26 protein-coding genes are annotated in these 26249 nt (G+C 57.7%); 10 read left to right on the forward strand and 16 right to left on the reverse strand.

Annotation, left to right across the window (positions count from 1 at the left end; all coding sequences use genetic code 11):
- Nucleotides 1–3: 3 nt before the first annotated feature.
- Nucleotides 4–747, forward strand: a complete 744-nt coding sequence (locus ACE1BR_RS16360; RefSeq protein ID WP_374872097.1) for a DsbA family protein — start codon at nucleotides 4–6, stop codon at nucleotides 745–747.
- Between the two features lie 3 nt (nucleotides 748–750).
- Nucleotides 751–1266, forward strand: coding sequence for a protein disulfide oxidoreductase (locus ACE1BR_RS16365; protein ID WP_374872099.1), 516 nt, complete (start codon nucleotides 751–753; stop codon nucleotides 1264–1266).
- A 91-nt stretch (nucleotides 1267–1357) separates the two neighbouring features.
- On the opposite strand, the gene ACE1BR_RS16370 is transcribed toward ACE1BR_RS16365, so the two are convergent.
- The 3 genes from ACE1BR_RS16370 to ACE1BR_RS16380 form a co-directional block, all read right to left on the reverse strand.
- Nucleotides 1358–1924, reverse strand: a complete 567-nt coding sequence (locus ACE1BR_RS16370) for an AAA family ATPase (protein ID WP_374872101.1) — start codon at nucleotides 1922–1924, stop codon at nucleotides 1358–1360.
- Nucleotides 1899–2972: a nicotinate-nucleotide--dimethylbenzimidazole phosphoribosyltransferase gene (cobT, locus tag ACE1BR_RS16375; RefSeq protein WP_374872103.1), complete on the reverse strand. Its 1074-nt coding sequence runs from the start codon at nucleotides 2970–2972 to the stop codon at nucleotides 1899–1901. Before cobT ends, ACE1BR_RS16370 begins: the two co-directional genes overlap by 26 nt.
- A 77-nt stretch (nucleotides 2973–3049) precedes the next feature.
- Nucleotides 3050–3721, reverse strand: coding sequence for a histidine phosphatase family protein (locus tag ACE1BR_RS16380; RefSeq protein WP_374872105.1), 672 nt, complete (start codon nucleotides 3719–3721; stop codon nucleotides 3050–3052).
- Nucleotides 3722–3965: 244 nt separating this feature from the next.
- Here ACE1BR_RS16380 and ACE1BR_RS16385 point away from each other — a divergent pair, with 244 nt between their 5' ends.
- From ACE1BR_RS16385 to ACE1BR_RS16410, 6 genes are all read left to right on the forward strand, one after another.
- Nucleotides 3966–4250: a J domain-containing protein gene (locus tag ACE1BR_RS16385; protein ID WP_374872107.1), complete on the forward strand. Its 285-nt coding sequence runs from the start codon at nucleotides 3966–3968 to the stop codon at nucleotides 4248–4250.
- Between the two features lie 28 nt (nucleotides 4251–4278).
- A complete protein-coding gene (locus ACE1BR_RS16390) occupies nucleotides 4279–4809 on the forward strand; it encodes a hypothetical protein (protein WP_374872109.1) in 531 nt (176 codons plus the stop codon).
- A 12-nt stretch (nucleotides 4810–4821) separates the two neighbouring features.
- Nucleotides 4822–5586 (forward strand): hypothetical protein, encoded by a 765-nt coding sequence (locus ACE1BR_RS16395; RefSeq protein ID WP_374872111.1) that lies wholly within the window; start codon nucleotides 4822–4824, stop codon nucleotides 5584–5586.
- Nucleotides 5587–5597: 11 nt separating this feature from the next.
- Entirely contained in the window at nucleotides 5598–6503 is a 906-nt protein-coding gene (locus ACE1BR_RS16400; RefSeq protein WP_374872113.1) for a hypothetical protein, read from the forward strand.
- A gap of 299 nt (nucleotides 6504–6802) precedes the next feature.
- On the forward strand, nucleotides 6803–7243 hold the full coding sequence (locus ACE1BR_RS16405) for a hypothetical protein (protein WP_156152864.1): 441 nt from the start codon (nucleotides 6803–6805) through the stop codon (nucleotides 7241–7243).
- A 501-nt stretch (nucleotides 7244–7744) separates the two neighbouring features.
- Complete coding sequence (locus ACE1BR_RS16410) at nucleotides 7745–9241, forward strand: peptide MFS transporter (RefSeq protein ID WP_374872115.1); 1497 nt, start codon at nucleotides 7745–7747, stop codon at nucleotides 9239–9241.
- Nucleotides 9242–9479: 238 nt separating this feature from the next.
- Here the strand turns inward: ACE1BR_RS16410 and ACE1BR_RS16415 are convergent, their stop codons facing one another.
- Entirely contained in the window at nucleotides 9480–9638 is a 159-nt protein-coding gene (locus ACE1BR_RS16415; RefSeq protein ID WP_374872117.1) for a hypothetical protein, read from the reverse strand.
- A 277-nt stretch (nucleotides 9639–9915) separates the two neighbouring features.
- Nucleotides 9916–11418: a dipeptide/tripeptide permease DtpA gene (dtpA, locus tag ACE1BR_RS16420; protein WP_374872119.1), complete on the reverse strand. Its 1503-nt coding sequence runs from the start codon at nucleotides 11416–11418 to the stop codon at nucleotides 9916–9918.
- An 854-nt stretch (nucleotides 11419–12272) separates the two neighbouring features.
- Between dtpA and ACE1BR_RS16425 the strand changes: the two genes are divergently transcribed.
- Both ACE1BR_RS16425 and ACE1BR_RS16430 read left to right on the forward strand, forming a co-directional pair.
- Nucleotides 12273–12650: a hypothetical protein gene (locus tag ACE1BR_RS16425; protein WP_374872121.1), complete on the forward strand. Its 378-nt coding sequence runs from the start codon at nucleotides 12273–12275 to the stop codon at nucleotides 12648–12650.
- A 926-nt stretch (nucleotides 12651–13576) separates the two neighbouring features.
- Nucleotides 13577–14737, forward strand: coding sequence for a DUF6035 family protein (locus ACE1BR_RS16430; RefSeq protein WP_374872123.1), 1161 nt, complete (start codon nucleotides 13577–13579; stop codon nucleotides 14735–14737).
- An 81-nt stretch (nucleotides 14738–14818) separates the two neighbouring features.
- Here the strand turns inward: ACE1BR_RS16430 and parC are convergent, their stop codons facing one another.
- The 11 genes from parC to nudF form a co-directional block, all read right to left on the reverse strand.
- Nucleotides 14819–17113: a DNA topoisomerase IV subunit A gene (gene parC / locus ACE1BR_RS16435; RefSeq protein ID WP_374872125.1), complete on the reverse strand. Its 2295-nt coding sequence runs from the start codon at nucleotides 17111–17113 to the stop codon at nucleotides 14819–14821.
- Nucleotides 17114–17196: 83 nt separating this feature from the next.
- A complete protein-coding gene (parE, locus tag ACE1BR_RS16440; RefSeq protein ID WP_374872127.1) occupies nucleotides 17197–19092 on the reverse strand; it encodes a DNA topoisomerase IV subunit B in 1896 nt (631 codons plus the stop codon).
- 116 nt (nucleotides 19093–19208) lie between these two features.
- Nucleotides 19209–21218, reverse strand: a complete 2010-nt coding sequence (locus ACE1BR_RS16445) for an FUSC family protein (RefSeq protein WP_374872129.1) — start codon at nucleotides 21216–21218, stop codon at nucleotides 19209–19211.
- A gap of 1 nt (nucleotide 21219) precedes the next feature.
- The gene (locus ACE1BR_RS16450) at nucleotides 21220–22086 is read right to left on the reverse strand and encodes an efflux RND transporter periplasmic adaptor subunit (RefSeq protein WP_374872131.1); all 867 of its coding nucleotides are present in this window, start codon (nucleotides 22084–22086) and stop codon (nucleotides 21220–21222) included.
- Nucleotides 22079–22345 (reverse strand): DUF1656 domain-containing protein, encoded by a 267-nt coding sequence (locus ACE1BR_RS16455; protein ID WP_374872133.1) that lies wholly within the window; start codon nucleotides 22343–22345, stop codon nucleotides 22079–22081. The genes ACE1BR_RS16450 and ACE1BR_RS16455 overlap by 8 nt, the downstream gene beginning before the upstream one ends.
- Nucleotides 22346–22433: 88 nt before the next feature.
- Complete coding sequence (locus tag ACE1BR_RS16460) at nucleotides 22434–22835, reverse strand: GFA family protein (RefSeq protein WP_374872135.1); 402 nt, start codon at nucleotides 22833–22835, stop codon at nucleotides 22434–22436.
- Between the two features lie 37 nt (nucleotides 22836–22872).
- On the reverse strand, nucleotides 22873–23496 hold the full coding sequence (locus ACE1BR_RS16465) for an NUDIX hydrolase (protein ID WP_374872137.1): 624 nt from the start codon (nucleotides 23494–23496) through the stop codon (nucleotides 22873–22875).
- Between the two features lie 2 nt (nucleotides 23497–23498).
- The gene (locus ACE1BR_RS16470; protein ID WP_374872139.1) at nucleotides 23499–24086 is read right to left on the reverse strand and encodes a YqiA/YcfP family alpha/beta fold hydrolase; all 588 of its coding nucleotides are present in this window, start codon (nucleotides 24084–24086) and stop codon (nucleotides 23499–23501) included.
- 10 nt (nucleotides 24087–24096) lie between these two features.
- Nucleotides 24097–24915 (reverse strand): 3',5'-cyclic-AMP phosphodiesterase, encoded by an 819-nt coding sequence (gene cpdA / locus ACE1BR_RS16475; protein ID WP_124241589.1) that lies wholly within the window; start codon nucleotides 24913–24915, stop codon nucleotides 24097–24099.
- 22 nt (nucleotides 24916–24937) lie between these two features.
- Nucleotides 24938–25426 (reverse strand): DUF1249 domain-containing protein, encoded by a 489-nt coding sequence (locus ACE1BR_RS16480; RefSeq protein WP_374872142.1) that lies wholly within the window; start codon nucleotides 25424–25426, stop codon nucleotides 24938–24940.
- Nucleotides 25389–26030 carry an ADP-ribose diphosphatase gene (nudF, locus tag ACE1BR_RS16485; protein ID WP_374872144.1) on the reverse strand — a complete coding sequence of 214 codons (642 nt, stop codon included), beginning with the start codon at nucleotides 26028–26030 and terminating at the stop codon, nucleotides 25389–25391. The genes ACE1BR_RS16480 and nudF overlap by 38 nt, the downstream gene beginning before the upstream one ends.
- Nucleotides 26031–26249 lie beyond the last annotated feature (219 nt).

The raw sequence follows: 26249 nt of genomic DNA on the forward strand, positions 1-26249 counted from the left end.
CCCATGAAACCGACTCTGAGCGCCCTGACCCTGCTGGCCTCCCTTTCCGCAGCGTTGCTGGCTCCGGCCCTGCACGCCGCCCCCTTCACCCCGGAGCAAGAGGCCCGCATCAAGGAGCTGATCCGCGAGACCCTGATCGCCAACCCCAAGATCCTCGACGAGGCGGCCGAATCCTGGGAGAAGCAGAACGCGGCAGCCCAGGAGGCGCGACTTGGCAACTTCATCAAGGGCAACAAGGATGTGCTGTTCAACAGCGCCACCAGCCCGCGCCTGGGCGCCAAGAATCCCAAGCTGACGCTGGTGCTGTTCACCGACTACAACTGCCCTTACTGCAAGCAGTTCGATCCCCAACTGACCAAGCTGCTCAAGGCCTATCCGGACGATCTGGGGCTGGTGATCAAGCTGCTGCCGTTCAAGGGGCAAACCTCCGCCAAAGCGGCCCAGTATAGCCTGACCCTGTGGCAGCAGGATCCCGCCCGCTTCCTCGACCTGCACGATAAGCTGATGAGCAAGCAGGGGATGTTGACCGAGGCGGATATCAACAAGGCGCTGGCGGCCACCGGCAATGTGGCGCTCAAACCGGAGGGCAAAGCGACCGAAGAGCTGCGCAATAGCCTGCGCATCGGCACCCTTCTGGGGGTACAGGGCACACCGGCGACCCTGATCGGCAACCAGCTGGTACCGGGCGCCATCCCCTATGAGGAGCTGGAGCAACTGGTACAGGCCGAACTGGCCAAGCAGGGATAAGGAATGACCACCAATCCTCAACCCCGCTGGCGACGCTGGGGCAAGGAGGTGCTCTGGCTGCTGCTGATGGCGCTGGTCATCTCGACCCTGCTGGACCTGTGGCGCAGCCCGACCCTGCCTGAAGGGGCGATGAGCGCCCCCGTCACCCTGCAGGATGGCAGCAACACGGATCTCGCCACCCTTAGTCAGGGCAAGCCGCTGCTGGTCTACTACTGGGCCAACTGGTGCGGCGTCTGCCGTTTCACCACCCCGACCGTGCAGCAGCTCTGGCAAGAGGGTGAAAACGTGCTGACGGTGGCACTGCGCTCCGGCAATTTGGAGCAGTTAGGCAAGGGGATGAGCAAGAAGGGGCTCACCTTCCCGACCCACAATGACGAGTCGGGAGCGCTGGCCGCCCAGTGGCAGGTGGGAGTGACCCCGACTTTCCTCGTTATCAAGGATGGCAAACTGGTGAGCAGCACCACCGGATGGAGCTCGAAGTGGGGCTTGCAGCTGCGGCTCTGGTGGGCTGCCCTCTAGCCACGCCGCCCCGCCATAAAACAAGGGCCATCCCATAGATGGCCCTCTTTTTTGTACCTATGCCTGGTTGGGAAGAACTGCTCAGACCCCGTTACAGATGGCTCAGCACAAAGCGACAGCGCTCAGCCACACTGCCCCACGGCACCTCGATACACTCATAACCGAGCTGACGATAGACCCCCAGTAACTGCTGATGCAGCGCCAACGCCTCGCTGAACGGGTAGGGCCGCACATCATCCTGCACATAGCTGTCAGGGTCCAATACACAAAAGAAAACCCGCCCGTGATATCCCTGACTTGCAGCCTGATAGTGCTCTGGCACCGGCAAGCCACCCCAGCCCAGATAGGCACAGATATCCCCGATCGCCCGATCGAGAAATACCGGCCCCGCCATCGCACTCGCCTGCGCCTTTTGCTGTTGCATGTCAGCCAGGCACAATGCCGCGAACCCGGCCAGATCCTGCCAGGGCAGCGTGCCCCCCTCGATCTGGCTCTGGGCCTCAATCAATTGCCGCGGCACCTCGACAAAAGTGGCATACCCCAACTCGGCCAGTGCCGCCAACAGGGTGCTTTTGCCGCCCCCCGGACCACCGGTGACGATCACCATACCATTGCTGCAGGCAGGCAAGCCGTTATCCATCCACTCTGGCCGCGTCACGAGGAGTCTCCACCACATTGTCCACACCCGCCTCTGCAAAGCTGGCCATCTGGTTGTAAAAATTGACGGCAGCCTCCAGCAGGGGCAGCGCCAATGCCGCGCCGGAGCCCTCACCCAGCCGCATGCCAAGCTGCAAGAGCGGGCGAGCGTCGAGTGCCTCAAGCAACAGGCGATGCCCCTGTTCCTGGGACTGGTGGGCAAAAATCAGGTAGTCACGCACTCCGGGGGCAAGACGAACCGCGCACAAGGCTGCCACGGTCACGATAAATCCATCAACCAGCACAGGAACCCCGGCTTCAGCCGCCGCCAGTATGGCGCCGGTCAGCTGCACAATCTCGAATCCGCCGACTGCGGCCAGCACCCCGACCGGGTCATGGCGATCGGGTTGATGCAGTGCCAGCGCCTCACTGATCAGCGCCACTTTACGGGCAAAGATGGCATCATCAACGCCGGTACCACGGCCGACACACTCGGCCACCGGCAAGCCCGTCAGCGCCGCCATGATGGCTGCCGCCGCCGAGGTATTGCCGATCCCCATTTCACCAAATGCCAGCAGGTTACAGCCATCCGCCAGTTGAGCCCGCACCAGCTCGCGCGCCAGCGCAAAACCCTGCTCCACCTGTGCTCGCCCCATGGCCGGAACCTGATGGAAGGGGCGAGTGCCGGCACCCAAGCGCTGCGAAATCACCTGAGGATGGTCCAACGGCGCCAGAATGCCGCAATCGACAACCTTCAACTGCCAGCCCAGCTGACGGCAAAACACATTGATCGCCGCGCCACCGGCGACAAAATTCAGCACCATCTGGGTGGTGACCTCACTCGGTGCTATCGAAACCCCGGCATTGGCAATGCCATGATCCCCGGCAAACACCAGCATGGTGGGATGGCAAATGGCCAGCGGATCGGAAACCTGCTGCAACTGGATCTGGCCCAGACGCAGCGCCAGCGTCTCAAGATCACCAAGCGCCCCCAGGGGCTTGGTCTTGTTGTCGATACGAGCCTGAATAGCGGAAGAGAGCGCGCGATTAAGCGGGGCAACTGGGTACATTTTCACTCCTTGGATGAATCCATGATTGTGCTATCGCCAACTTGGTATATGCAAGTTAATCAATTGGTTAGAGCAGGTTATTGGGCCATCAACGACCCGGGCCAGTGCAACTGGTAAAAAGGTGGGCACTCATCCGCCAGATAGACAGTGATGGCCACACCAGCGCCATAAGGCAGATCAAACGAGGTGAACCAGGGGGCGCCGGGCAACTGATCCGGCTGCAGAATATGGCTGAGCAAGGCCCGGATCACGCCACCGTGACACACCAGCAAGCCGCCATCGGCCTTGCTGTTCGACAGTGCCATGACCCACTCCTGCCAACCCTGGCGAACCCGCTGGCAAAAGTCCGGCAACGGCTCCCCCTGCGGTGGAGAGTGATGCAAGGGATCGCGCCAAAAGGCGCTGGCCAGCTCGGGCCAGCGCTGATAGACCTCGCGCTGGGGCAAACCATCCCACAACCCGAAATCCATCTCGCGAGCCCAATGGCAGAGTTGCAGCTCACCCACGAAAGGCCCCTGACCCACCAGTTCATTGGCAAACGCCGTACAACGGCGGGCTGGCGAGCTGGCCAGCCAGAGTCTGCCCGGCACAAATGCAGAGACAGGTGCCGACAAGTGCTGCCACCCCTGCCGCATCTGGCACAATCCGCGCTCGCTGAGCGCCACATCCGTTCGGCCCCGCACCATCTCCCCCCCTTCACACTCACCATGACGCAGTAAAAAGAGGGACAATTTGCGATAATCGCTCATCGGATGGGCTCCAAAAGGAAAGTTTCAGGCCATACTACCGCAACCCGATCCCACTTGCCCGCCACATATCCATCACAACAACGCGGGGACGAGATGGCGCGATCGGGCGAGCTCGCCTCCTATTCATAGCGGTACGGGTCTGTTTCCGTTAAAATGACGGGTTTTTGCTGTGCCTGGTTTAGCAATCCCCACCATCAGGCACCCGCAGTGTGAATCCGATGATGCCAGTGATGCAGGATCTGCCATGAATAACTACTTTCGGGTGCTGGGCGTCAAGCCCAATGCCAACGAAAACGACATCAAAAAAGCCTATCGCAGGCTGTCGAATCAGTACCACCCCGATAAGCTGTTAGGGGCAAGCGAAGAAGAGCGAGAGCTGGCAGCCATCAAGCTGCACCAGGTAAAGCAGGCCTATGAAGTGCTGTCCGATCCAAAACAGCGCGCCGCCTTTATCAAGGATTTCAACAATGTCATCGTGACCGACCCCGCCTCTGCCATGCAGGAGATGTGGGATCAGTTCTACCCCTGATGCGCGAAGCGAATAAAGAAGAGCCACTATGCAGAAAAAATGGGATCAGGCGCGCATCAAAGCGCTGATAAGTGACGCGAGCGAGAACATCGAATCCTATCGGGATCAGGATGACCCCAAGGCGCTGGAACAGTTCACCGGCAAGATGAAGACCCTGCTGCTGGCCGATATGAGCATGCTGGAGTTCATGCCGGAATACCTGCCGCTGGCTCTCTATGGCCGGGTGCAGTTTCCGGCCAAGGCCAAGCTTGAGTGGAACAAGTGGCTCGGCAGCGGCGTACAACCCTCATGGGACGAATTCAAGGTGTCGGTGGCGTTTAACAATGCCGATCTGCCACTGGTCAAGGCGGTGCGAGCCCAGAGCGAAGATCAGCTGATCGAAGCCTGCGCCGTGCTGTTCCAGCTCGACAACCCGCTACCGCGCGGTGGCCGCCGTGCCGATGACGACTACGAGCTGCGTGACGACGAAGATGAAGACGGGGAAGATGCCGACGCCGACTACAACGGTGATGGTGACGACGACGGCGATCAGGATATGTACGACGAAGTACGTTTCTAATTGGGGCAACGCATGAACAACAGTCTGATAGAAATTACTGCCATCGAGATCAAAGAGCTGGCCGTTATCGAGCCGAAGCAGGCCAGCGAAAAGTTCGAGCTGATCGCCAAAACCATGTCTGATGAGCAGCTGGTCGAAGTCATTGAACAGATCGATATCGTCACCCTGACCCAGATCAACGGCCAGCATGACATGTCATTCCCCTCCATCATCTCCGAGCTGATGACCCCGGAGCGGATCCGCGACATCGTCTGCCAGCAGCCCCTCTACTGGGAAGAGGCGATCAAGAACAACGCCGAAGAGCTGCAACAGCACACCTTTGACTTCCTCAACTACCTGATCCGCACCCAGGATAGCGAAGCCAAACAGACCGAGATCCTCGAGTGTATCGCCGACGATCCGGCCGGTCTTTTCTACCTCGCCATCCCCTTTATCGAGTTCTATCGCGGCGATCGCTTTGATGATGACGAAGGCTTCCACGACACCCTGCATGCCGAAGAGGAAGATCTGGAAGAGGCACTCTCCTACAGCAACCGCCAGCAGAGCGAAGATGCCCACGACTATGCGCTGGATGATCCGCGCAGCCTGTTGATGCTGATCCGCGAGCTGACTCCCGAGGTGGAGAAATCCATCAAGGCGCTGCTGCGCAACGAGCACTCCAGCTGGGAAGGGATCATCAACAAGTTCGCCAGCGAGCTGGTGATGCAGGCCAAAGAGAAGAACAAGGTCGAGGACGAGTACGCCGAAGTCGACGACATGTTCAGCTTTCTGGATTGAGGAACCCCGCAATGCAACTAGTAATACGCGACGTCAATCAGGGCCCCTTCCTCACTCAGGTGCTGCGCTTTGGCCGCGACAACGAACGGCTGACCGAGCAGCAACTTGCCGCCATCAAGGGCAAGGCGGTGTTGATGAGCCTGAAGTTCGCCGACAAGTACTACAACAAGTACAAGATGCACCTGCTGGAGCAGGCAGCCCACGACGTGATCGGCGTGGTGAGCCTCGGCCTGCAGGAGCTCTCCCAGCGCGACACGGCCAAGGCACTCGCCCTGCTGCAAGCACCGGAAGGGCCCATCAAGCCGTTCCAGAAAGGGTGGTCGATGCTGATCTCGGTCAGCAGCAAGCAGCCCGGCGGCAACAACCTCTACGGGGATGTGGATGCCCGCCTGCTGGACAAGATCTCCAGCCCGCCTGACGTGGAAGAGTGGCAAGGTTGGCAGGAGTACGAGAAGGCGCTGGCCGAACACAACAAGACCCGCCTGATGACCCTGCTGGATCAGCACTGCTTCGCCTGCGAAAACGACCACCCGACCATGGAAGACAAGCTGGCCGAAGCGCTGCTCTACCGCATTCTCTGCGGCAATGGCAGCGGCGCCGCCAAGCTCAAGGTGAAGCAGGATCTCAAACGCAAGCTGGCGCGGGAGATTGAGCTCAACGAGGAGTGGTACGACACCGACTATCTGGCCGCCCAGCTGGAGTTGCTGCTGGCAGAGCTGCCGGGCGAACTGATCGCCGGTCTGCGTCAGGATCTCAGCAAGGGGTTTGTCCCCAACCTGTTGCACACGCTGGGCTTTGTGCGCCAGTACCAGCTGCTGCAAAAAGAGAACGCCTCACCGGAAAAACTCGACAACTTCGAGATGCGCGCCGGTCTCAAGCACCCGCTGCTCGGCTGGCCGCTCTACCACGACTTCTAACGGCGCATTGTCGTCGTCCATCCAGTCGCACCACAACGCCCGGCCCGCCGGGCGTTGTTATATCTGCTGCTCAGTGTGATACCAAAATACAGGGCGAATCATAACGGCTGGTCATGTAAAAATTTAATAGCCTCTATTTTTCTAATCTAAACATAACATCTATAAATATTTAAAAAACAAGATGAGGAGTTATTTAATTCCTTTTCTCATTTCTATAACATAGGTGGCATTGTCTACCAATGCTGAATCAAAGTTAATTTACACATCTATTTTCAACTAACGTTTATATGAGGGTTATTATGAAAATAAAATATGTTGTTATAGCAATTAGCCTCTTCTTATCACACGGTGTAAACGCAGGTCCCTATGGCGATGATTTGGCAAAATGCCTCATAGAATCAACCACAAAAAATGATCGCACATCCCTTGTTCGATGGATGTTTGCCTCCGCAGCGGCACACCCTGCAGTGAAATCTATCGCAAACGTGTCACAAAAAGAGCTGGATAATGCAAACGAAACAACGGGCAAACTATTTACAAAAATATTAACAAAGACATGCCGAGAACAGGCATCAAAAGCTCTCGCTTATGAAGGAACCGCAACAATTACTACCAGTTTCCAATTACTGGGACAGGTTGCCGCAACCGAGCTATTCTCAAGCCCCGAAGTACAGAAAGCAATGTCTGGCCTCGAGAAGGGTCTTGATAAATCAGCGCTTTCAAAATTAGCACCACAATAAAGCAATCAATAATCTATACAATGCTCCGACTCCATTGCCTTAACGCTGTGGAGTCGGGATACCAATCCACCATGCCTTTCACCGCTCCTCATTTCACTCCCTCTCTCCCGATATTTATTCACTCAATGCTTATGGGTGAATAAACAACCAACGACGCAACAGCCGGGGTTCAGCTGCGTAACGGGGTTAAAAACGGGACGCGAATCGCATTAAAAAGCCGAAACAGACACCAAATGATCGACCAGATCACATCTCCCCTATGAGAACGACGTGGACACCCGGGTGCTAATGACGCCCAAAATACGCATAAAAAGGCGGAATAGATCAATAAAAAGCAATTAATCACCTCGGATTAAATTTAAGGTATGGCAATTTGATCGAGCTGGCCGCTAAATGACAGACCGGCCTTCAGACCAGCATGGAAGCGCACAAGGCTAGCCGGCAGCAGACCGGTACATTCTCAGGATGAGTTGTGATTTTCCTTCTCACAGGAGACCAACCGTGAGCGCTTCGACACCACACTCCCAGCACGCAGCCGTCCCACCCGGTTCAGGCGCCCTGTTCTTTATCCAGACCTTCTCGACCCTGGGGTTTGCCGTGCTCTACTCGACCCTGGTGCTCTATGCCACCAAGCGTCTCGGCTTCAGTGAATCCCAGGCCAACGCCATGATGGGGGTCTTCGGTGCCTTCAACTATGGCCTGCACCTGTTTGGCGGTTACCTTGGCGGGCGCTACCTCAGCAACCGCAATCTGTTCGTGATGGGGATGGTGCTGCAGGTGATCGGCTGCTACTTCATCGCCGAGATGGGGATCTCCGGCCTCTACTGGGGGCTCGCCATGTTCCTGACCGGCAGCGGCCTCAACGTCACCTGCCTCAACATGATGCTGACCCAGCGCTTCGCCCCCGATGATCACCGCCGCGAGAGCGCCTTCCTGTGGAACTACGCCGGGATGAATCTGGGCTTCTTTATGGGCTTCACGGTAGCGGGGTATTTCCAGCTCACCGAGGATTACCGCACCCTGTTCCTGTTCGCCACCCTGGGCAACATCATCGCCATCATTGCCACCTTCGCCTGCTGGCCGATTCTGGCGGATATCAGCACCCCGCTGCGCCATGTCAAAGGAGGTCGCTTCTACCGCCGCATGTTGCTTGGCGTCGCCATTCTGGCCCTGCTGGTGCCCGCGCTGCGCCTGCTGCTGACCCACGCCAGCTTTAGCAGCAACTTCGTGCTGCTGCTGGGCGCCGTGGTACTGGTGTTGCTCTGCGTGATGACCGCCCGCCACCCGGACACCGCCGAGCGCAGCCGCATGGTTGCCTACCTGATCCTCGCCCTCGGCTCCCTCATCTTCTGGTCGCTCTACCAGCTGGCGCCCATGGGGCTGATGCTCTTCTCCGAACACAACATCAACCTCAACGTGTTCGGGCTGCAGGTCGCTCCCCAGTGGATCCAGAACATCAACACCATCGTCATCGTTATCGGTGGCCCCCTAATGGCGCTGCTGTTCAATCGACTGCGGGACCATGGCTGGAATATCGATATCCCCTCCCAGTTTGCCGCCTCCCTGTTCTGCATGGGGCTCGGCATGCTGGTGCTGCCGCTCGGCATTCATTTGGCAGGGGCCGACGGGATGGTCGCCTTCAAGTGGATCGCCATCAGCTATGTGCTGCAAAGTATTGGCGAGCTGCTGATCTCCCCCATCGGCTACGCCATGATCGGCAAGCTGGCCCCCGCCAGCCTGCAGGGTCTGCTGATGGGCTGCTGGATGATGGTGACCGGCGTCGCCTCCGTGCTGGCGGGCTATGTCTCCAGCGCCATGCCGCAGAATATCGGCAGCTCTCCGGTGGCTACCAACCCGGGTTACAGCTCGGTGTTCAATATGCTGGGCTGGGGCTCGATGGCCGGTGGCGTGGTATTGCTGCTCCTGGTGCCTCGCCTGCGCCTGCTGATTGCCGCCAAGCTGGCACCGCAACCGGCTGCCGCCGCCATCCCCGTCTGACAGAATCGAGGCGGCCATTCCACGTGGCCCCTTGATCAACCGACGGTTTAATCAATCGCTCAGGCCGTCATGCAAAGGGCCCCGCCATCTTCGATAGCGGGGCCCTCTCTTTTGGCGAAGTTGACGGTAGAAGTTGACGGTATATGCAATAGATAGCCCCTGTTTAGGCTGCGCTAAAAAGCGCAAAACATTCTGTCCAGCAAGGCCATCCGGTTACCTTCCATGTCCTGAAATTCAGTCACCCAGCACCCACCGATAGCGCATCCAGCATCACCCGCGCAATATCGTTCACCGTCAGATAAAGAGGCGCGCCATCCTGACTCGGGATATAACTCTCGCTTCCGGCCAACGCACTGGCACAACCTTTGACGCCGTCAATAAATGGGAATAATGCCATGTCATTGCCAGCGATCTCCACACGTTCGAATTCGATATCAAAAACGGTATATATAGAAGGCTCACTGCATATCCGTCACCGGAATCTCAACATGCATCCCAATATTGGCCATCGCCCTTTGCTTGTTCGCGAGGGATGGTGTTTTTCATAAATAACAATATGCCATTGTCACCCTAATGATCCGATTGCCATCCACCGCCATTTGCTCGACTGATATAAATGGCAGAGATAAAAAAACGCCCAGAAGGGCGTTTTTTTATGTTACCAAACCGGCTTATCAAGCCGCTTCACGTGCATTTTCTTCATCACTGCTCTGAGTCATGGCATTCAGCTTGGGTGCTGTCAGGATCATGACTACAGCAATCACCGCAGTGGCGATACCGATTTGCATAAACACATGGCTATAAATGGCCAGTGAAGCATGAGCATCCGGTACATCTGAAGGTACTGCGGTCAACGCAGCCACTTTACCTGCGATCAGCGCAGCGGCCGCGGTAGTCAGGAACCAGGCCCCCATGATGAAACCCATCAGGCGCTGTGGCACCAGCTGGGCGACCATGGCCAGGCCCAAACCGGAGATCATCAGTTCACCGATACTCTGCAGCGCATAACTCAGGATCAGCCAGTTCACCGAGACAATACCCTGTTCGTTGGCGAACGATGCGCCCCATGGCAGCACCAGGAATGCGCCGGAGCAGAGCACCATGCCGATGGCAAACTTGTGCGGCATGGGCAGACGGTCACCCATCTTGTTATAGAGCGCAGCCAGCAGCGGGCTTGCCAACATGATCCAGAACGGGTTCAGAGCCTGATACTGTTCCGGTTCAAAGGCGATGCCCAGAATGGAGTGCTCAACGTTGTGAATCGCGAAGAAGTTCAGCGAAGTCGGCATCTGGTTATAGAGCACAAAGAAAATCACCGCTTCCAGCATCAGCAGAAATGCCACGATCATTTTGCGACGCGCGGCGCCATGCAGGGCGAAGGTCTCTTTGGCAAAAATCAGCACGATACCCAGAGAGATAACAGCCAGTGCGGCACGGGCAACGGTCTGATTGTGCAGCAGCCAGTAAGAGACACCGATCAGCGCAACAACCCCAACCAGCACCATCATCAGGTGATCGTATCTGATGGGAGCAAAATCAGGCTTGGAGCCGTGATCTTTAACCCAACGGCGGCACACCATGAAATTGACCAGGGTAATCAGCATCCCCACCACGCTCAGTGAGAACGCAATGCTCCAGCCATATTTGGCCGCGAGCCAAGGGGTAGCCAGCATGGAGAAGAAGGAGCCAATGTTGATGGACATGTAGTACATGGTGAATGCACCGTCCAAACGCGGATCGTTTTTATCGTAACAGGTAGACAGCAAGGAGGCCGGGTTCGCTTTGAACAGACCGTTACCGACCGCGATAGCCGCCATACCGACATAAACCAACGTGACATTATGGCCAGAATAGGCAACCAGGGCATAGCCAACCGCCAATACCATTGCCCCCAGCATAATCACGCGCTTGGTTCCGAGGACCTTGTCTCCCAACCAGCCACCGACAGAGATAAAACCGTAAACCAGCGCACTGAAAGAGGAGAACAGCGTGATCGAGTCGGCCTCGCTCATGCCAAGCATTTTGACCAGATAAACGGCCATAATGCCCTGCAGGCCGTAATAACCAAAACGCTCCCACAATTCGATGGAGAAAATCAGATAGAACGATTTGGGTTGTCTGAAAGCATTTAGACTGACGTCTGCGCTCTCTTTATTACCATTATTAACTGTTGACACAAAACCTCCATATTTATACTCCCAATCTGGGACAGGAAAGCCAAGAGTGATGCCAGGAGTGCATCCTTATGCATTGTTATACTACCAATTCCGGCACTAAAACAACCAAATTAGCGGGGTTGCCAGACCAAGGTTAAACGGATCTTTTCTTTGTTTAATTTATTAATGCATACGATATTTCCGCCCGCCATTTATTGTGAATAAACTTAATTGTCTGGCGCGGCAGACTTGAATCAAGCGGGCCATAATTGTTATTTGCGCCATATATTTTCGATATATTTTAACAAAGCCATACACATGCCGTGTTATTACCCGCATACCCAGCGATACTGTCAAATCTGTTATCACAAGCAAGCAACAAACGACACCTGATCCACTATGGTAGCCACTGTGCAGGAGGGATAATTAGCCAAATAACGGGGTGATTGGCTGACGCTAATCTCGCCAAACAGGGCTGCAAATTTGGCAATCTTGCCGCATGGCCACCACCTCAACGCGCTCGCGCTCATCCCTGACTCCATCTTTTGATTAATTATCTGGCAGCTGCTGGCAGAGGGAGAAAGATGGCCAAACCACCGATCCGGGCAGGTGAGTAGCCCTCGCTCTGTTGGCAGCAATCAGGCTGCTTGCTGGCCATGTCGATAGCAGAACCCGCCCAACCGCTTAGCTCCCCCCTGATTGCGAATCCCGGACAAGGCCGCCAGGGTCAAGCCAGTCACGATGGAATTCAACCATTTGGAAAGACAACCCGATCCACGCTCCGCCAACCGATACAAAGATTTACACCTTTGCCCTTGTTCGCCGGGACGACCACGCCTATAACAGCGCTCGAATTTGACCCTTTCGGACAATCTATGCAGGCCAACCCATTCCCAATCACCAATGCACTGAGCGGCGCAGCCCTGTTATTTGCCATCAATGCCAGTTTGCTTACCCTGATCCCCCTCTCCCTGCTCTGGGGGCTGGACGAGATCAGCTATCTGCGCAGGCCCGATCTGGTCTACTTGATATGGACCCTGCTGCTGCTCTATCCCAGCATAATGGCGCTGCCCGTGATGCGGGCCATCATGCTTTGGCTGCGGCTGCGCCCGGTCAAGAAACGAGGTGGCGAGCCAGACAATGTCGGGTTGGTCATCGCCACCTCCCAGCTTGCCCATCTGCGCTATTGGGGTCGCCTGCTGATGCTAGCCAACCTGCTCTATCTGCCGTTTCTCCTGCTCGGGCTGTTTTAAACCAGCCCTGCAAACACCAAGAGAAGCCTCGTCGTCAACCAGATCGGGGCTCACCCTCTCCCCGCGCCGATAAGCCCTCTCTCCTGCAAGAACCCAATAACCAGGGCATATTTTTGCACCCAGGCAACAATAAAAATTTTTCTGTCTTACCAGTGAAACAATCTAACCCTCAGCAACCCGCTGCCCAGCTCATCACCACAGCCTGCCTCCGTGATATTGAGCCCCGGTTTTCCTCTCAGCGGGCCGGTTAACCCAAAGCCGAAGCAGTGATGCAACAGACCCTGCCGGGCAGCTCATAGCACCGGCCACCTCACGGATTCAATAGCGGTGTAATTTCATTGCACCCTACGGTGACCTCCCCTCACCCTGACCCTCTCCCAAGGGGAGAGGGAACAAGTGCCTGCCAACCTGTAGCCGTAGCTGTCACGCCATTCCAAAATTGCTGCGAGCCGGGCTCCCTTCTCCCACTCTTTGCCATAAACAAGGGGAGAAGGGTCGGGGATGAGGGGGAGCAAACCATCACAACAGAAGCCACCGACAAGCCGCAGAACGTTAAATCAAGCAGGAGCGCGTAGGGTCGATTAGCGAAGCGTAATCGTCCGCACCGCAAGCTCGGTGGCTATGGACATAGAGAAGAGATCAGCTGGAACACCGGCAGAATTGCGGCAACCGGTTTTCGCGATCGTCTGATTACGCTTCGCTAATCAAACCTACGGCCCTACGAGCTGGGGATGAGGGGATCGCAAAATAGAATTACCGACCACATTGAGACAATAGGTTTTCACAATCGTCTGATTACGATTCGTTAATCTACAACCCTACACAAAAAGCGTAGAGCTTCATACAACGCCCTTTACGAGGTACACTGTTCAAAATTTAACATTGACTATTTCGAATATTTTTCAGCAGTTTATGGAGGAACACTGATGAAACAGGGCACTATTAAAGAAGTCTTTTCTCCTTCAGATGGAAAAATTTATTTCGTCAGAGACATTTTAGAGCGTTCCCAGAAAGAACTCTTTGAGATGAGGCGAAAACTGAGGCCGAGTGTTGGTGCACTCACCATGTTATGCTCAACATGCTACCAACCTGTGATATTGGCAGGCCGTTTAGATCAAAGCTTCTACTTTAGACATATTAAGGATTCTGATGATTGCCCAATCAAAACAACGTCCCACCTTAGTTTCGACGAAATAAATGCAATGAAATACAATGGGCAAAAAGAAGGCCCATTGCATAGAGTCAACAAGCTGTTAATTGCCAAATTACTAGAGAGTGACCCCACGTTTAGCAGCGTAGAAGTAGAGAAAACCTTTCGAGAGGAAAATATCACTGGAATTGCAAAAAAATGGCGTAGACCTGATGTTTCTGCAAAAAACACCAAGCTTGGCGTAAGAGTTGCTTTTGAACTGCAAGTTTCCACAACATTTATCGATATCATAATTGCTCGCGAAGATTTTTATAAAAACAGCGCAGCCTTTATTTTATGGATCTTCTTGAGCTTTGAGGAAAAGAAATTCACCGAGCTAGATATTTTTTATGCAAACAAATCGAATGCTTTTATATTCGATAACGAAGCCAAAACTGCCAGTTTAGTTGCAGAGAAACTCTTATTAAAATGCTATTACCATGAATATTATGCAGTAGAGTTACAAGACTCTGCAACAGTTTCCGTGCGAGCTGTGGATAGGCTAGTATCTCTGGATGACTTAACATATAACAATGACACTGGAAAACTCTATTTTTTCGATTCTGACTTATCAGAAAAAAATGCACAAAACCAGGCCGAGATAATAAAAAAAGAGAAAGCCAAAGAGAAATTACTTCTTGAAAACAAAAGACGTGAAGCATCTATGGCAGAAGTGAATAAAAATGATTTTTATAGCATTTATAGCTCAAACTCGAACTCCATAAAAAACCACCAAATTAAACCAAAAAAAGGTTTATCAGAAAGAATTTACAGTAAAATTTCAAAAACGAAGAGTTTTGAAAACCTATGTTGTGAACATTGTGGAAATACGCATAGCTTCCATGACATAGCCTGTTTTATATATTGCGATCTCTGTAAGAAAGAAGTTAAATACTAAAATGAAAAACATCATGAACTTGATGAAAATCATTAGTCATCAATTAGATTAAAGGGCGCTTTCGCGCCCTTTCTATATTAATTACCCTTCCTGATTTTCCTCCGCGACCGGTTCAGCACCGGCGGCGGGCTCAATCTCGATGCGATCGACCCGCTGCAAACCGCGGGGCAGCTTGGCGCCACGGCGGCCGCGCTCGCCGCGGTAGTAGTCGAGATCAGAGGGTTTGAGGGTCAGCTTGCGCTTGCCGGCAAACAGGGTCACATATTGCCCCTGCGGGATAATGGCGGCCATCACCATAAACTCTTCCCGCGCCTTGACCCGTGCCGACGGAATGCTGATCAGCTTGTTGCCCTTGCCCTTGCCGAGTACCGGCAGGGTGTTGAGCGGGAACAGCAGCATGCGCCCCTCGTTGGAGATGGCCATGCAGAGATCGGTCTCTGGCGAGCCAATCTTCTGGGGTGCCATCACCAAGCCACCTTCCGGCACGGTGAGCAACGCCTTGCCGTTCTTGTTCTTGCCGATGAGGTCGTCATAGGTGCAGACAAAGCCGTAACCAGCATCGGAACAGATAAGGTAGGGCTCACCCTCGTTGCCCATTACCAGATGGCGCACCTCTTCCCCGGCCCCCAGCGCAAAGCGGCCGGTGAGCGGTTCGCCCTGACTGCGGGCGGATGGCAAGGTGTGGGATTCGAGGGCGTAGGTGCGGCCCAGCGTGGAGAGAAACACCGCCTGCTGGTTGCTGCGGCCACAGGCGTGGGCCAGATAGCTGTCTCCCGCCTTGTAGGAGAGCCCCGCCACATCGACGTCGTGGCCCTTGGCGGCGCGCACCCACCCCTTGTCGGAGAGGATGACGGTGACCGGTTCGCTGGGAATAAGCTCTTTCTCGGTCAGCGCCACAGCGGTAGCACGTTCCACCAGCGGGGTGCGGCGATCGTCGCCGTACTTCTCGGCATCGGCCAGCAGCTCTTTCTTGAGCAGTGTATTGAGGCGACGCTCGGAGCCCAGGATCAGCTCCAGCTTGTCGCGCTCTTCGGCCAGTTCGTTCTGTTCGGCACGCAGCTTGAACTCTTCGAGCTTGGCCAGATGGCGCAGTTTCAGCTCGAGGATCGCTTCGGCCTGGGTTTCGCTGATGTTGAAGCGCTCCACCATCACCTTGCCCGGCTCATCCTCGGTACGGATGATCTCGATCACCTCATCGATGTTGAGATAGGCAATCAGCAAGCCTTCGAGGATATGCAGGCGAGCCAGCACCTTGTCGAGGCGGAACTGCAGACGGCGACGCACGGTCTCGCGGCGGAAGATGATCCACTCGCTGAGGATGGTCTTGAGGCACTTGACCTGCGGCCGGTTGTCGAGACCGAGGATGTTGAGGTTGACCCGGTAGTTCTTCTCCAGATCCGTGGTGGCGAACAGGTGGGCCATCAGCCCCTCTACATCCACCCGGTTGGAGCGCGGCACGATCACCAGACGGGTCGGGTTCTCGTGGTCAGATTCATCGCGCAGGTCGGTCACCATCGGCAGCTTTTTGGCCACCATCTGGGCGGCGATCTGCTCCATGATCTTGGCGCCGGAGGCCTGATGGGGCAGCGCAGTGATGACGATGTCGCCATCCTCCTCGCTCCAGACCGCCCGCTGCTTGATGGAGCCCTTGCCGGTCTCGTAGATTTTGCGGATATCGTCGCGCGGGGTGATGATCTCGGCGTTGGTCGGGTAGTCCGGCCCCTGAATGTGCTGCATCAACACATCGAGCCCCGCATTGGGGTTGTCGAGCAGTTCGGCACAGGCGTAGGCCACTTCCCGCGCGTTGTGGGGCGGGATGTCGGTCGCCATGCCCACCGCGATACCGGTCACCCCGTTGAGCAGGATGTGCGGCAGGCGGGCCGGCAGCACCACCGGTTCTTTCATGGTGCCGTCGAAGTTCGGCGTCCACTCCACCGTGCCTTGGCCCAGCTCGGAGAGCAGCAGCTCGGAGAAGCGCGACAAGCGAGCTTCGGTATAACGCATGGCGGCAAAGGATTTGGGATCATCCGGCGCCCCCCAGTTGCCCTGACCATCCACCAGCGGGTAGCGGTAGGAGAAGGGCTGAGCCATCAGCACCATGGCTTCATAACAGGCGCTGTCGCCGTGGGGGTGGTACTTACCCAGCACATCACCCACGGTACGGGCGGACTTCTTGTGCTTGGAGAGGGCCGACAGACCCAGCTCGCTCATGGCGTAGATGATGCGCCGCTGCACCGGTTTGAGGCCGTCGCCGATATGCGGCAAGGCCCGATCCATGATGACGTACATGGAGTAGTTCAAGTAAGCCTGTTCGGTAAAGGTGCGCATTGGCTGGCGCTCTACCCCGTCCAGACTGAGCTCGATAGCATCACTCATGTGATTTTCTCTTTCGGTTCGGGAGCCGCCACAGGGCGACTCCGGCTAAATGCTTGCTGGCCCGCACAGGGCCAGCCGACGGCTTAGATGATGGCGAGGTTGCCCTTCTCTTCGAGCCACTCGCGGCGATCGCCCGCCCGCTTCTTGGCCAGCAGCATGTCCATCAGTTGCAGGGTCTCATCCCCTTCAGCCTCTGGCCCCATGGTGAGCTGCACCAGACGGCGAGTGTTGGGATCCATGGTGGTTTCCCGCAGCTGTTTCGGGTTCATCTCACCCAGACCCTTGAATCGGGTCACCATCACTTTGCCCTTCTTCTTCTCGGCCTCGACCCGCTGCAGCACGCCGTTCTTCTCGTCCTCGTCGAGGGCGTAGAACACCTCTTTGCCGATGTCGATCCGGTAGAGGGGCGGCATGGCGACATAGACGTGGCCCTGATTGACCAGCGCGCGGAAGTGCTTCACGAACAGGGCGCAGAGCAGGGTGGCGATGTGCAGACCGTCCGAGTCCGCATCCGCGAGGATGCACACCTTGCCGTAGCGCAGGCCGCTGAGATCCTCGGAGTCGGGATCGAGCCCGATGGCCACCGAGATATCGTGCACTTCTTGCGAGGCGAGCACCTGACCGGCCTCTACCTCCCAGGTGTTCAGGATCTTGCCGCGCAGCGGCATGATGGCCTGAAACTCCCGATCCCGCGCCTGCTTGGCACTGCCGCCCGCGGAGTCACCCTCCACCAGAAACAGTTCGCCCTGCATGGGGTCGGCGCAGTTGCAGTCGGTCAGCTTGCCGGGCAGCGCCGGGCCCTGAGTGATCTTCTTGCGCACCACCGTCTTGGCGGCGCGCATCCGGCGCTGGGCGCTGCTGATACAGAGTTCGGCCAGCTGCTCCGCCAGCTCGGTGTTGCTGTTCAGATACAGACTGAAGGCATCCTTCACCACGCCGGAGACGAACGCCGAGCTCTGGCGCGAGGAGAGCCGCTCCTTGGTCTGACCGGCGAACTGCGGATCCTGCATCTTGACCGAGAGGATGTAGGCGCAGCGATCCCAGATATCTTCCGGGGTCAGCTTGACCCCGCGCGGCAACAGGTTGCGGAACTCGCAGAACTCGCGCATGGCGTCGAGCAGCCCCTGACGCAGACCGTTGACGTGGGTACCGCCCTGGGCGGTGGGGATCAGGTTCACATAGGATTCGGCGAGGCATTCGCCCCCTTCCGGCAGCCAGCAGAGTGCCCAATCCACCGCAGACTGTTCGGTGCTGAATGAGCCGATAAAGGGCTGTTCCGGCAGGCAGGTGAACTGCTTGACCGCGTCGACCAGATAATCCTTGAGGCCATCTTCGTAGCACCACTCCAGCTTGATACCGGTGTTCTTGTCGAGGAACTTGATGGTGAGACCGGGGCAGAGTACCGCTTTCGCTTTCAGCAGGTGCTCGAGCTTAGTGACCGAGAAGCGGGGCGAGTCGAAGTAGCTCGCCTGCGGCCAGAAGCGCACCCGGGTGCCGGTGTTGCGGCGCCCGCAGGTGCCGGTGATGGTCAGCTCCTGCACCTTCTCGCCACGCTCGAAGGCGATGTCATAGACCTGGCCGTCGCGACGTACCGTCACCTCGACCCGATCGGAAAGGGCATTTACCACCGAGATGCCCACCCCGTGCAGACCGCCGGAGAACTGGTAGTTCTTGTTGGAGAATTTGCCGCCCGCGTGCAGCTTGCAGAGGATCAGCTCCACACCGCACACCCCTTCCTCCGGGTGGATATCGACCGGCATACCGCGGCCGTCATCGATCACCTCGAGGGACTGGTCTTCATACAGGGTCACCTCCAGAGTACGGGCGTGACCCGCCAGCGCTTCGTCGACGCTGTTGTCGATGACCTCCTGGCCGAGGTGATTGGGCCGGGTGGTGTCGGTATACATGCCGGGGCGGCGACGCACCGGTTCAAGGCCATTGAGGACCTCAATGGCATCCGCATTGTATTGAGTAGACATGGAGGGCCTTGCGAATTGACGTTTGGGGAGAATCTTACTCGTTGGGAGGGTCTTGGACAAACCCGACGGCGGCAAAGCTTGATCCGGATGGGGACTGACGGCCCCCGAGTGGCCAATCAGGCCACGCCTGGCTCCACCGGTAGCGCCTGCTGCAGCTGGGAGAGAGAGCTGTGCAGCCGCCACACCATGCCCGCCAAATCCCGCGCGGCGATCTCCTGATGGCGAGCCAGCCCATGGCTGATGCGCTGCAACTCCGCCAGCGTCTGATCGAGGGAGTCATGCTGCACGCCGCCCTCGGTGAGGATCCCCTTCAGACTGCGCAGGCAGTTGTCCCGCACCAGATAGAGGGGCTGATCGTCATCGCGCCACTGGCGCAGCTGCCAGACGATATGGCTGCAGTTGAGCAGCACCACACCCCAGCGCAACACCCAGAGCCTTGCGGTCTGATCCTGACTCTGGCTGAGCTGGCTGATGCAGTGATAAATCAGCGACTCGAACTGGCTCTCGCTCTGCTGCGGTCTGGGCTCCAGCTGATCGATAAAGTGGCGGCGCAGGGAGCGAATAATGCGGCGGCTCTTGCGCCGATCAGAGCTTGGTCGCAGCAACTGGAACGCCAATCCGGCCACCATCACCCCCAGCATCTGACTGATGCTGCCGTTAATAAACTGCTGATAGTCATAGCTCGGCGGATTGGTGATGGCGAGAAAGGAGCCGAGCAGCACGATAAGCTGGCCCCACAACACTGCCTGCCGGGTCTGCTGCAACTTGCAAAGCTGCATGGTGACCAACGCCGGAAACAGCAGGGCACAGAAGAGCCAGAAGTCGTCGATACGGATCATCAGGCCAAATTTGACCGCAAAACAGATCAGGCTGAGCAGCAGGATCGCCTTGAGCATGGTGTTGACCCCTTTGGCCGGAGCCGGGGTCGCCGAGTAGAGCACGCAGCAGATGGCGAGCAGGGTCAGCGCCGAGCCACCCGCATCCCACTGGCTGTTGATCCAGAAGGCGCAGCCGAGCAGCACGCAGAGGAAAGTGCGCCCACCGTTGTAGGCCGCCTCGTAACTGTCGATGTGACTGGTCAGGGAGCTGTGGCGCGGTGGCGCTGGCCACTCATGATCATCGTACCGCTCCAGCCGATGCAACCAGCGCTGGCACTCCAGATAACTCCAGCAGAAGTGGCGCAGCCGCAACCAGAAAGTGCGCAGGCGGTAATCACAGCCCGCCGTCGGCACAAACGGCACCAGCAGCCGGGCAATGCGGTAGCGATCGCACTCCGGCTTGCCCAGCTCGGCCAGCAGGGTGGCGAGCAGCGTCTGAATGCCCTCCGGTTGCTCCGGCCAGTTGTGCAGCATGCGGCGCTGGCTGGAGATAAGGCTGATGAGGCGCAGCTGGCGATGCAGCAGGAAGTTGAGCAGCTTGTTGTGGCGACGCAGGCGGTGGTGGCTCCAGACCGCCTGAATCCGCAATACGTTCATGGTGAGGATCTGGCCGATCAGCCCCTCGTGGGCGCTGCGCACATCGGGATTGGCCTCCCCCAGCCAGAGCAGCTGGGCATGCTCCAGCAGGCGGGTCTGGGTCTTGTGCAGCGACTGCAGCAGGGTCTCGCTGTCGGAGGTGCTGGGCAGGATCATCATCATCAGGCCGCCACAGAGGATGCCGATGATCACCTCGCTCACCCGGGCCTGGGCGATGTCGAAGATATGGTGCGGATCGGTCACATTGACGCAGGAGAAGGCCACGATGGCGGCGGTGTAGCCCGCCAGCGCAAAGGCGTAGGAGACGTTGTTCTGGTAGTGGTTGGATATGTAGGTGCACAAGCCCAGCCAGAGGGCGATGAGGAAGCTGAACAACCAGGGGTCACTGATGCCAAAGCCGGTGATCACCACCGCTGCCATGGCGCCAATCAGGCTGCCAACCACCCGCCCCAGACTCTTGCTGATAACCCCGCCCACGGTGGGAAAACTCACCACCGCCGCCGAGGTCATGGCCCAGTAGGGGGAGTCGAGCTGCAACACGAACGCCAGCCAGAGCGACAGACACATGGCCAGACTGTTGCGCAGGGCATAGCGCCACTGACCGCCGTTGGCCTTGCCCCACGGGGTCTGGCGCCAGAGCGAGTCGCTCACCCTACTCCCCTATGGTGATGGTGCAGGTGGTGCCCGCGATCAGCGCCAGCGTGGGCGGCACCTCCAGCAGCTTGATCCGCACCGGCACCCGCTGGGCCAGCCGCACCCAGGGGACATTCGGTTTGACGTCGAGCAGCAGGCCGTTGCCACCATCGACACTCTGATCGTGGATGGCGCGCCCGATACTTTCTACCTCGCCGCGCAGGGTCTGATCCCCGCTGTAGAGCACCACCTCGGCCGGTTTGCCCGGCGCAATATGTCTGAGCTTGGTCTCTTCGAAATAGCCCTGTACATAGAAGGAGTGGATATCCACCAGCGCCACCAACGGCACGCCAGCGCTGGCGTAGTTGCCAACCCGGGTCTGCAGGTTGGTGATGTAGCCATCGCTGGCGGCATGTATTTGCGTCTTGGCCAGCGACCACTCCGCCTGCTGCAAATTGGCCTGCGCCACCTGATAGGCTGCCCGCATCGCCTGAGCGTTGAGCTGCGCCTCATCCCCCGCCTCGGCGGAGATGACATTGCGCGACAGGCCACGGCGGCGGTTCGCCTCGTGCTCCGCCTTGTCGAGATCCGATTTGGCTTTGGCCAGCGCCGCCCGGGCGTTATCCAGCGCAATCCGGTAGGGCTCGGGGTCAAGCGTAAAGATCTCCTCCCCCGCTTTCACCAGCTGGTTGTCCTTCACCGCTATCTTGATGATCTTGCCTGACACCTCGGGGGTGATGCTGACCAGCTCGGCCCGCACCTTACCATCTCGGGTCCAGGGCCCCTGCATGTAGTAGTTCCACAACCACCAGCCCGCCGCCAGCGCCAGCGCACAGACCAGCAGGGTGGAGAAATATTTGAGGGTGGCGAGAGGAGATTTAGCCATGTAACAGCATCCATAGAGCGCCGCTGACGGCGAGGATAAAGAGGGAGAGATCCATCAGCATGGGGTGCCAGACATCCCCGCCATAGAGCCAGTCGCGCAGCAGATGATGCACCGGTAACCAGCAGAGCAGGCCGAGCAGCACCGCCTTGAACAGCGGCGGAAAGTAGAGAGAAGCGCCCAATACCAGATCCGGCAGCGCTGAAGGGGTTGTCACAAGCGGGCTCCCTGTTGGCAGAGAAGAGCAGAAGAGTTTGGCCATGAGTGCGCTCAATGAGCTGCGCAGAGCAGGCAGATCAAGGTTAACACAGCCATTTAGCGTGCTACAGGAGCAGATGAATCCGTTTCGTTCAGCGTTGACGATCTGCGGGATGGTTGATGCCATCGAGCAGCGGTACCTCGCCCAGCTCAAACGGATTGACCCCCTCGAGACAGGCGAGGTTGTAACCATACTCGGCCGGATTGGAGCGACGTTGATGGTGGGTGTAGATGCCGCAGATGCCACAGAAGTAGTGCTTGGCGGTGCGGGTATTGAACTGGTAGCAGCGCAGCACCTCCTCACCCTGCAGGATGCGGATGCCAGACAAGGGGACGGAAGCAACGATGGCGCCCCGGCGCCGACAGAGCGAGCAGTCGCAACGGCGCGGGGCCACCACGCCATCCGGCAGGGTCAGCTCCAATACCACGGCGCCGCAGTGACAACTGGCCTTGTGCCGCTCTTGAATGAGGGTATTACCTATACGCTTGATCATGCTGCCTCCTTGCAGACGGGTTCACGCTCTGAGCGGGTCAGTCAAACAGGGCATCACACCGCCCTTGCTGCAGATGGGCATGGAGGGTGCGCAGTTGGGATTCCACCACCCGATGGCGGGAGAGCAGGGGCAAACCGTCGATGGGGAAATAGGCCGCCCCTTGGGTCTCGTCGGTTTCGCTCTGCAGCTGACCGCCGGTCACCTCGCACAGAAAGAAAGCCTTGTGGGCGTGAGGCAGTTGCGGCGGATGGGGGTGCTTGAGCTTGTCGAACAGCGCCAGCAGCTGCACCGCCCGACACTCAAGGCCGGTCTCTTCCACCACTTCGCGCACCACGGCATCCGCTGGCGAGTCGCCGATATCGCACCAGCCACCGGGCAGAGTCCAGCAACCGTCGCTGCGCTCCTGTACTAGCAGAATATGACCGTCATCGTTTTGAATAAACGCCCGCACATCCAGCTTGGGGGTGGGATAACCGCTATCGAGGGCGATCCACTCGGCGATGGCTTGCGGTTGCAGATCGCTCTGACTGGCCATCAGAGCTACCGTGGCCGCTCTGAGTGCCTCGAAGCGACCGATATCGAAGGGATCTTTGGAGTAGGTGAGGCCCGCTTGCGCCGTGGCCAGCACCTGTTCCAGAAAGGCGGCCAACGGCGGCTGCATGGTTAGAGCCCGAGGAAACGGATAATCTGGGCGGGGTAGCGTTCGAACGCCACAAAGGCGTGGTCGCCGCCGCACTCCAGCGAGAGACGGGCAAAGCGGTATTCGTCCAGCGCCTTGCGGTAGTCGAGCACTTCATCCTCCTGCTGTTGCAGTACCCAGAGCCGCTCGGGGGCAGTCACCGGCACCGCCAGTGCCCGCAGCTCGTCCATATGTTCAGGCAGCAGCTCGTACTGCTCCCCGGTATAGGGATTGGTCTGGGGGCCGAGGTAGTCGCAGAGCAGCTCGTGCGGGCGCACCGCCGGATTGATCAGCGCCGCGCGGCAGCCGTACCGTTCGCTCACCCGGGTTGCCATAAAGCCGCCGAGGGAGCTGCCCACGGCACCGAGCTTGAATGCGCTGCCATGGCGGGCCGCAAGATCGGCGATGGTCTGCTCGATGGCCGCCCAGGCCGCCGCAGGCGTATTGGGCTGAGCAGGGATCACCACTTCGATATCGGGTCTGTGTGCGGCCACCCAGGCAGCCATCTGCTGCGCCTTGGCAGAGCCCGGTGAGGAGTTGAAACCGTGCAGATAGAGAAGAACGGGCTTCATGCAATCTTCCTCAATAACCGGTGGCATTGGGGTCGGGCACAAACTGCCCCACCGGCAAGCGCCACACCTGGCTGGCAACCCGACCATCCGGATAGAGGGTGAGGTAACGCCAACCCGGGCCCGATTCATCCAGCGCGAAGTCATCACAAAGCGGTTTGAACTGGATACAGGTAGAGGGGCTGGCGATCAACCGAACCCCGCGGTGCACCTCGTCAAACTCCTGATGGACGTGACCAAACAGAATGGTCTTCTGTTGCGGATGGCGAGCCAGCACGGCAAACAGGTCGTCGGCATTCTTGAGATTGTGCTGATCCAGCCAGGCACAGCCCACCGGCACCGCCTGATGGTGCAGGGTGATAAGCGCATGGCGATCCGGATACTGGCGCAGTGCGCTGTCGAGCGCCGCCAGCTGGTGATCGCCGATCATGCCGTGCGGTTTGCCGCGCACCTGAGTGTCGAGCAAGATCACCTGCCAGTGGTCACCTACCAGCTGTTTGGACTCGCTGATCCCGGCAGCATGAAGGTGCTCGGTCATCAGGGGACTGTCATCATGGTTGCCGGGTAACCAGTAGATGGGACGGCCAAGAGGCGCCATCATGGAGGCGAAACGCTGATAGGATTCCGGGCTGTGATCCTGCGACAGATCGCCGGTCGCCAGAATCACCTCATAGGGGTGTTCGTTCGCTTGCACCTGTTCCAGCACGGCGGCCAGACTCTCTGCGGTGCGCACAGCCAACAACCGCCCTTCGGCACTCGCGAAAAGATGGGTGTCGGTAATTTGCAACAGGCGCACACTGCCATCCTGCGCCTGGGGGAGCTCTGTTTCCAAAATCACGCTTCTTTTTATTTGTTCAACTGGAGATATTGATCGGACTGGTACCATGTCTGAGACAAAATTTTAGCCATTCGGCCAGAAACAGATTTACCTGCTCCTTTTCGTCCCGCTGGTGCATCTTTTTATTGGGATAATCATAACGTGGTTGCAAACGGGAAATCTGTTGCGCTGCACACACTTCCGCCATCCGTACATCATGGTACAAACGAATCTCAATTTGAGCCTGCAGATACTCGGGCAATTCGGGGTTGTGCTGACTCAAAAGAACCTGCGTTGTGAAGCGGCTTTCGCCGCTGATGGTGAGCTGAAACTGCAGATCATTGCCAACCCGATAGCGACGCTCGGCCCCGACCTCCCCTTCCGGAGGCAGCAGTTTCATCAATGCCATGTAATTGACCTCGCAGGTACGCTGCAAGGACATCAGATCAGGCACATAGCGCCTGCTCTGTTGCAGGGTCAGCGCCACCTCAGCGATCCGCCAGCCAGCGGGCACGCAGCTCGCCATGGTTAAGAGCCAGCCACTGCAGGGCGATGACGGAAGCCGCATTGTCGATGCGTCCCTCTTTGAGCCAGGCATAAGCCTGCTCGCGGCTCACCACGTGGACCCGGATGTCTTCACCCTCTTCCGCCAGACCGTGCAGACCGCTTGCCGTGCTGGCATCCACCTCGCCCACATAGACCTCGATCCGCTCGGTGCTGCCACCCGGGCTCACCAGATAGCTGATGGCGTGCTCGCAGCGGGCGACTTCGATACCCGCCTCTTCCACCGCTTCGCGGCGAACCACCGCCTCGGCGGTTTCCCCTTCGTCGATGATGCCGGCCACCAGCTCCAGCAGCCAGGGGGTCGGGCAGGTCTCCATGGCGCCGATACGGAACTGCTCAACCAGCACGATCTCATCACGTACCGGATCGTAGGGCAGCAGTGCGGCAGCATGACCCCGCTCGAACAACTCGCGCACGATGGGCTGATTCCAGCCTCCCGCAAATAACCGATGCTGCAGGCGATAAACGTTCACCTTAAAGAAACCGTCATATCCACCTGATTTTTCGATTATTTTTACATCATCTGCGGCGTAATGCCGATCTTGCGGCAAGGGTTGCTGCGACATACTGGACTCCCCTCAGCTTGACTTGTACCAGTTTGGCCATAAAATCCGAGGAACATGAATGAACGTTCATTCACTCGGCGCACCATGGCAATGAGGGGTGGATTTTAGCAGCCACAGACCATTTGGCTAGGCGCGCGGGGAGAAAACTGCTTCCGGTTCTTGACGTTCCAGTCACCGGACCTGAGACTCTTAGCATTAATTTTTGCTTATAGTAGAGTG

The sequence above is a fragment of the Aeromonas sp. MdU4 genome (assembly GCF_041929505.1).
In the GTDB taxonomy this organism is placed as follows: domain Bacteria; phylum Pseudomonadota; class Gammaproteobacteria; order Enterobacterales; family Aeromonadaceae; genus Aeromonas.

Coding starts and splice junctions, on each gene's coding strand:
- ACE1BR_RS16395 (WP_374872111.1), top strand. CDS start 4,822: ATGAACAACAGTCTGATAGAAATTACTGCCATCGAGATCAAAGAGCTG.
- ACE1BR_RS16390 (WP_374872109.1), top strand. CDS start 4,279: ATGCAGAAAAAATGGGATCAGGCGCGCATCAAAGCGCTGATAAGTGAC.
- ACE1BR_RS16430 (WP_374872123.1), top strand. CDS start 13,577: ATGAAACAGGGCACTATTAAAGAAGTCTTTTCTCCTTCAGATGGAAAA.
- parE (WP_374872127.1), bottom strand. CDS start 19,092: ATGTCTACTCAATACAATGCGGATGCCATTGAGGTCCTCAATGGCCTT.
- ACE1BR_RS16455 (WP_374872133.1), bottom strand. CDS start 22,345: ATGGCCAAACTCTTCTGCTCTTCTCTGCCAACAGGGAGCCCGCTTGTG.
- parC (WP_374872125.1), bottom strand. CDS start 17,113: ATGAGTGATGCTATCGAGCTCAGTCTGGACGGGGTAGAGCGCCAGCCA.
- ACE1BR_RS16405 (WP_156152864.1), top strand. CDS start 6,803: ATGAAAATAAAATATGTTGTTATAGCAATTAGCCTCTTCTTATCACAC.
- ACE1BR_RS16480 (WP_374872142.1), bottom strand. CDS start 25,426: ATGGCGAGCTGCGTGCCCGCTGGCTGGCGGATCGCTGAGGTGGCGCTG.
- ACE1BR_RS16415 (WP_374872117.1), bottom strand. CDS start 9,638: ATGGCATTATTCCCATTTATTGACGGCGTCAAAGGTTGTGCCAGTGCG.
- ACE1BR_RS16360 (WP_374872097.1), top strand. CDS start 4: ATGAAACCGACTCTGAGCGCCCTGACCCTGCTGGCCTCCCTTTCCGCA.
- ACE1BR_RS16380 (WP_374872105.1), bottom strand. CDS start 3,721: ATGAGCGATTATCGCAAATTGTCCCTCTTTTTACTGCGTCATGGTGAG.
- ACE1BR_RS16470 (WP_374872139.1), bottom strand. CDS start 24,086: ATGAAGCCCGTTCTTCTCTATCTGCACGGTTTCAACTCCTCACCGGGC.
- ACE1BR_RS16365 (WP_374872099.1), top strand. CDS start 751: ATGACCACCAATCCTCAACCCCGCTGGCGACGCTGGGGCAAGGAGGTG.
- ACE1BR_RS16385 (WP_374872107.1), top strand. CDS start 3,966: ATGAATAACTACTTTCGGGTGCTGGGCGTCAAGCCCAATGCCAACGAA.
- ACE1BR_RS16425 (WP_374872121.1), top strand. CDS start 12,273: ATGCAGGCCAACCCATTCCCAATCACCAATGCACTGAGCGGCGCAGCC.
- ACE1BR_RS16465 (WP_374872137.1), bottom strand. CDS start 23,496: ATGCAGCCGCCGTTGGCCGCCTTTCTGGAACAGGTGCTGGCCACGGCG.
- ACE1BR_RS16460 (WP_374872135.1), bottom strand. CDS start 22,835: ATGATCAAGCGTATAGGTAATACCCTCATTCAAGAGCGGCACAAGGCC.
- cobT (WP_374872103.1), bottom strand. CDS start 2,972: ATGTACCCAGTTGCCCCGCTTAATCGCGCGCTCTCTTCCGCTATTCAG.
- ACE1BR_RS16400 (WP_374872113.1), top strand. CDS start 5,598: ATGCAACTAGTAATACGCGACGTCAATCAGGGCCCCTTCCTCACTCAG.
- nudF (WP_374872144.1), bottom strand. CDS start 26,030: ATGTCGCAGCAACCCTTGCCGCAAGATCGGCATTACGCCGCAGATGAT.
- ACE1BR_RS16450 (WP_374872131.1), bottom strand. CDS start 22,086: ATGGCTAAATCTCCTCTCGCCACCCTCAAATATTTCTCCACCCTGCTG.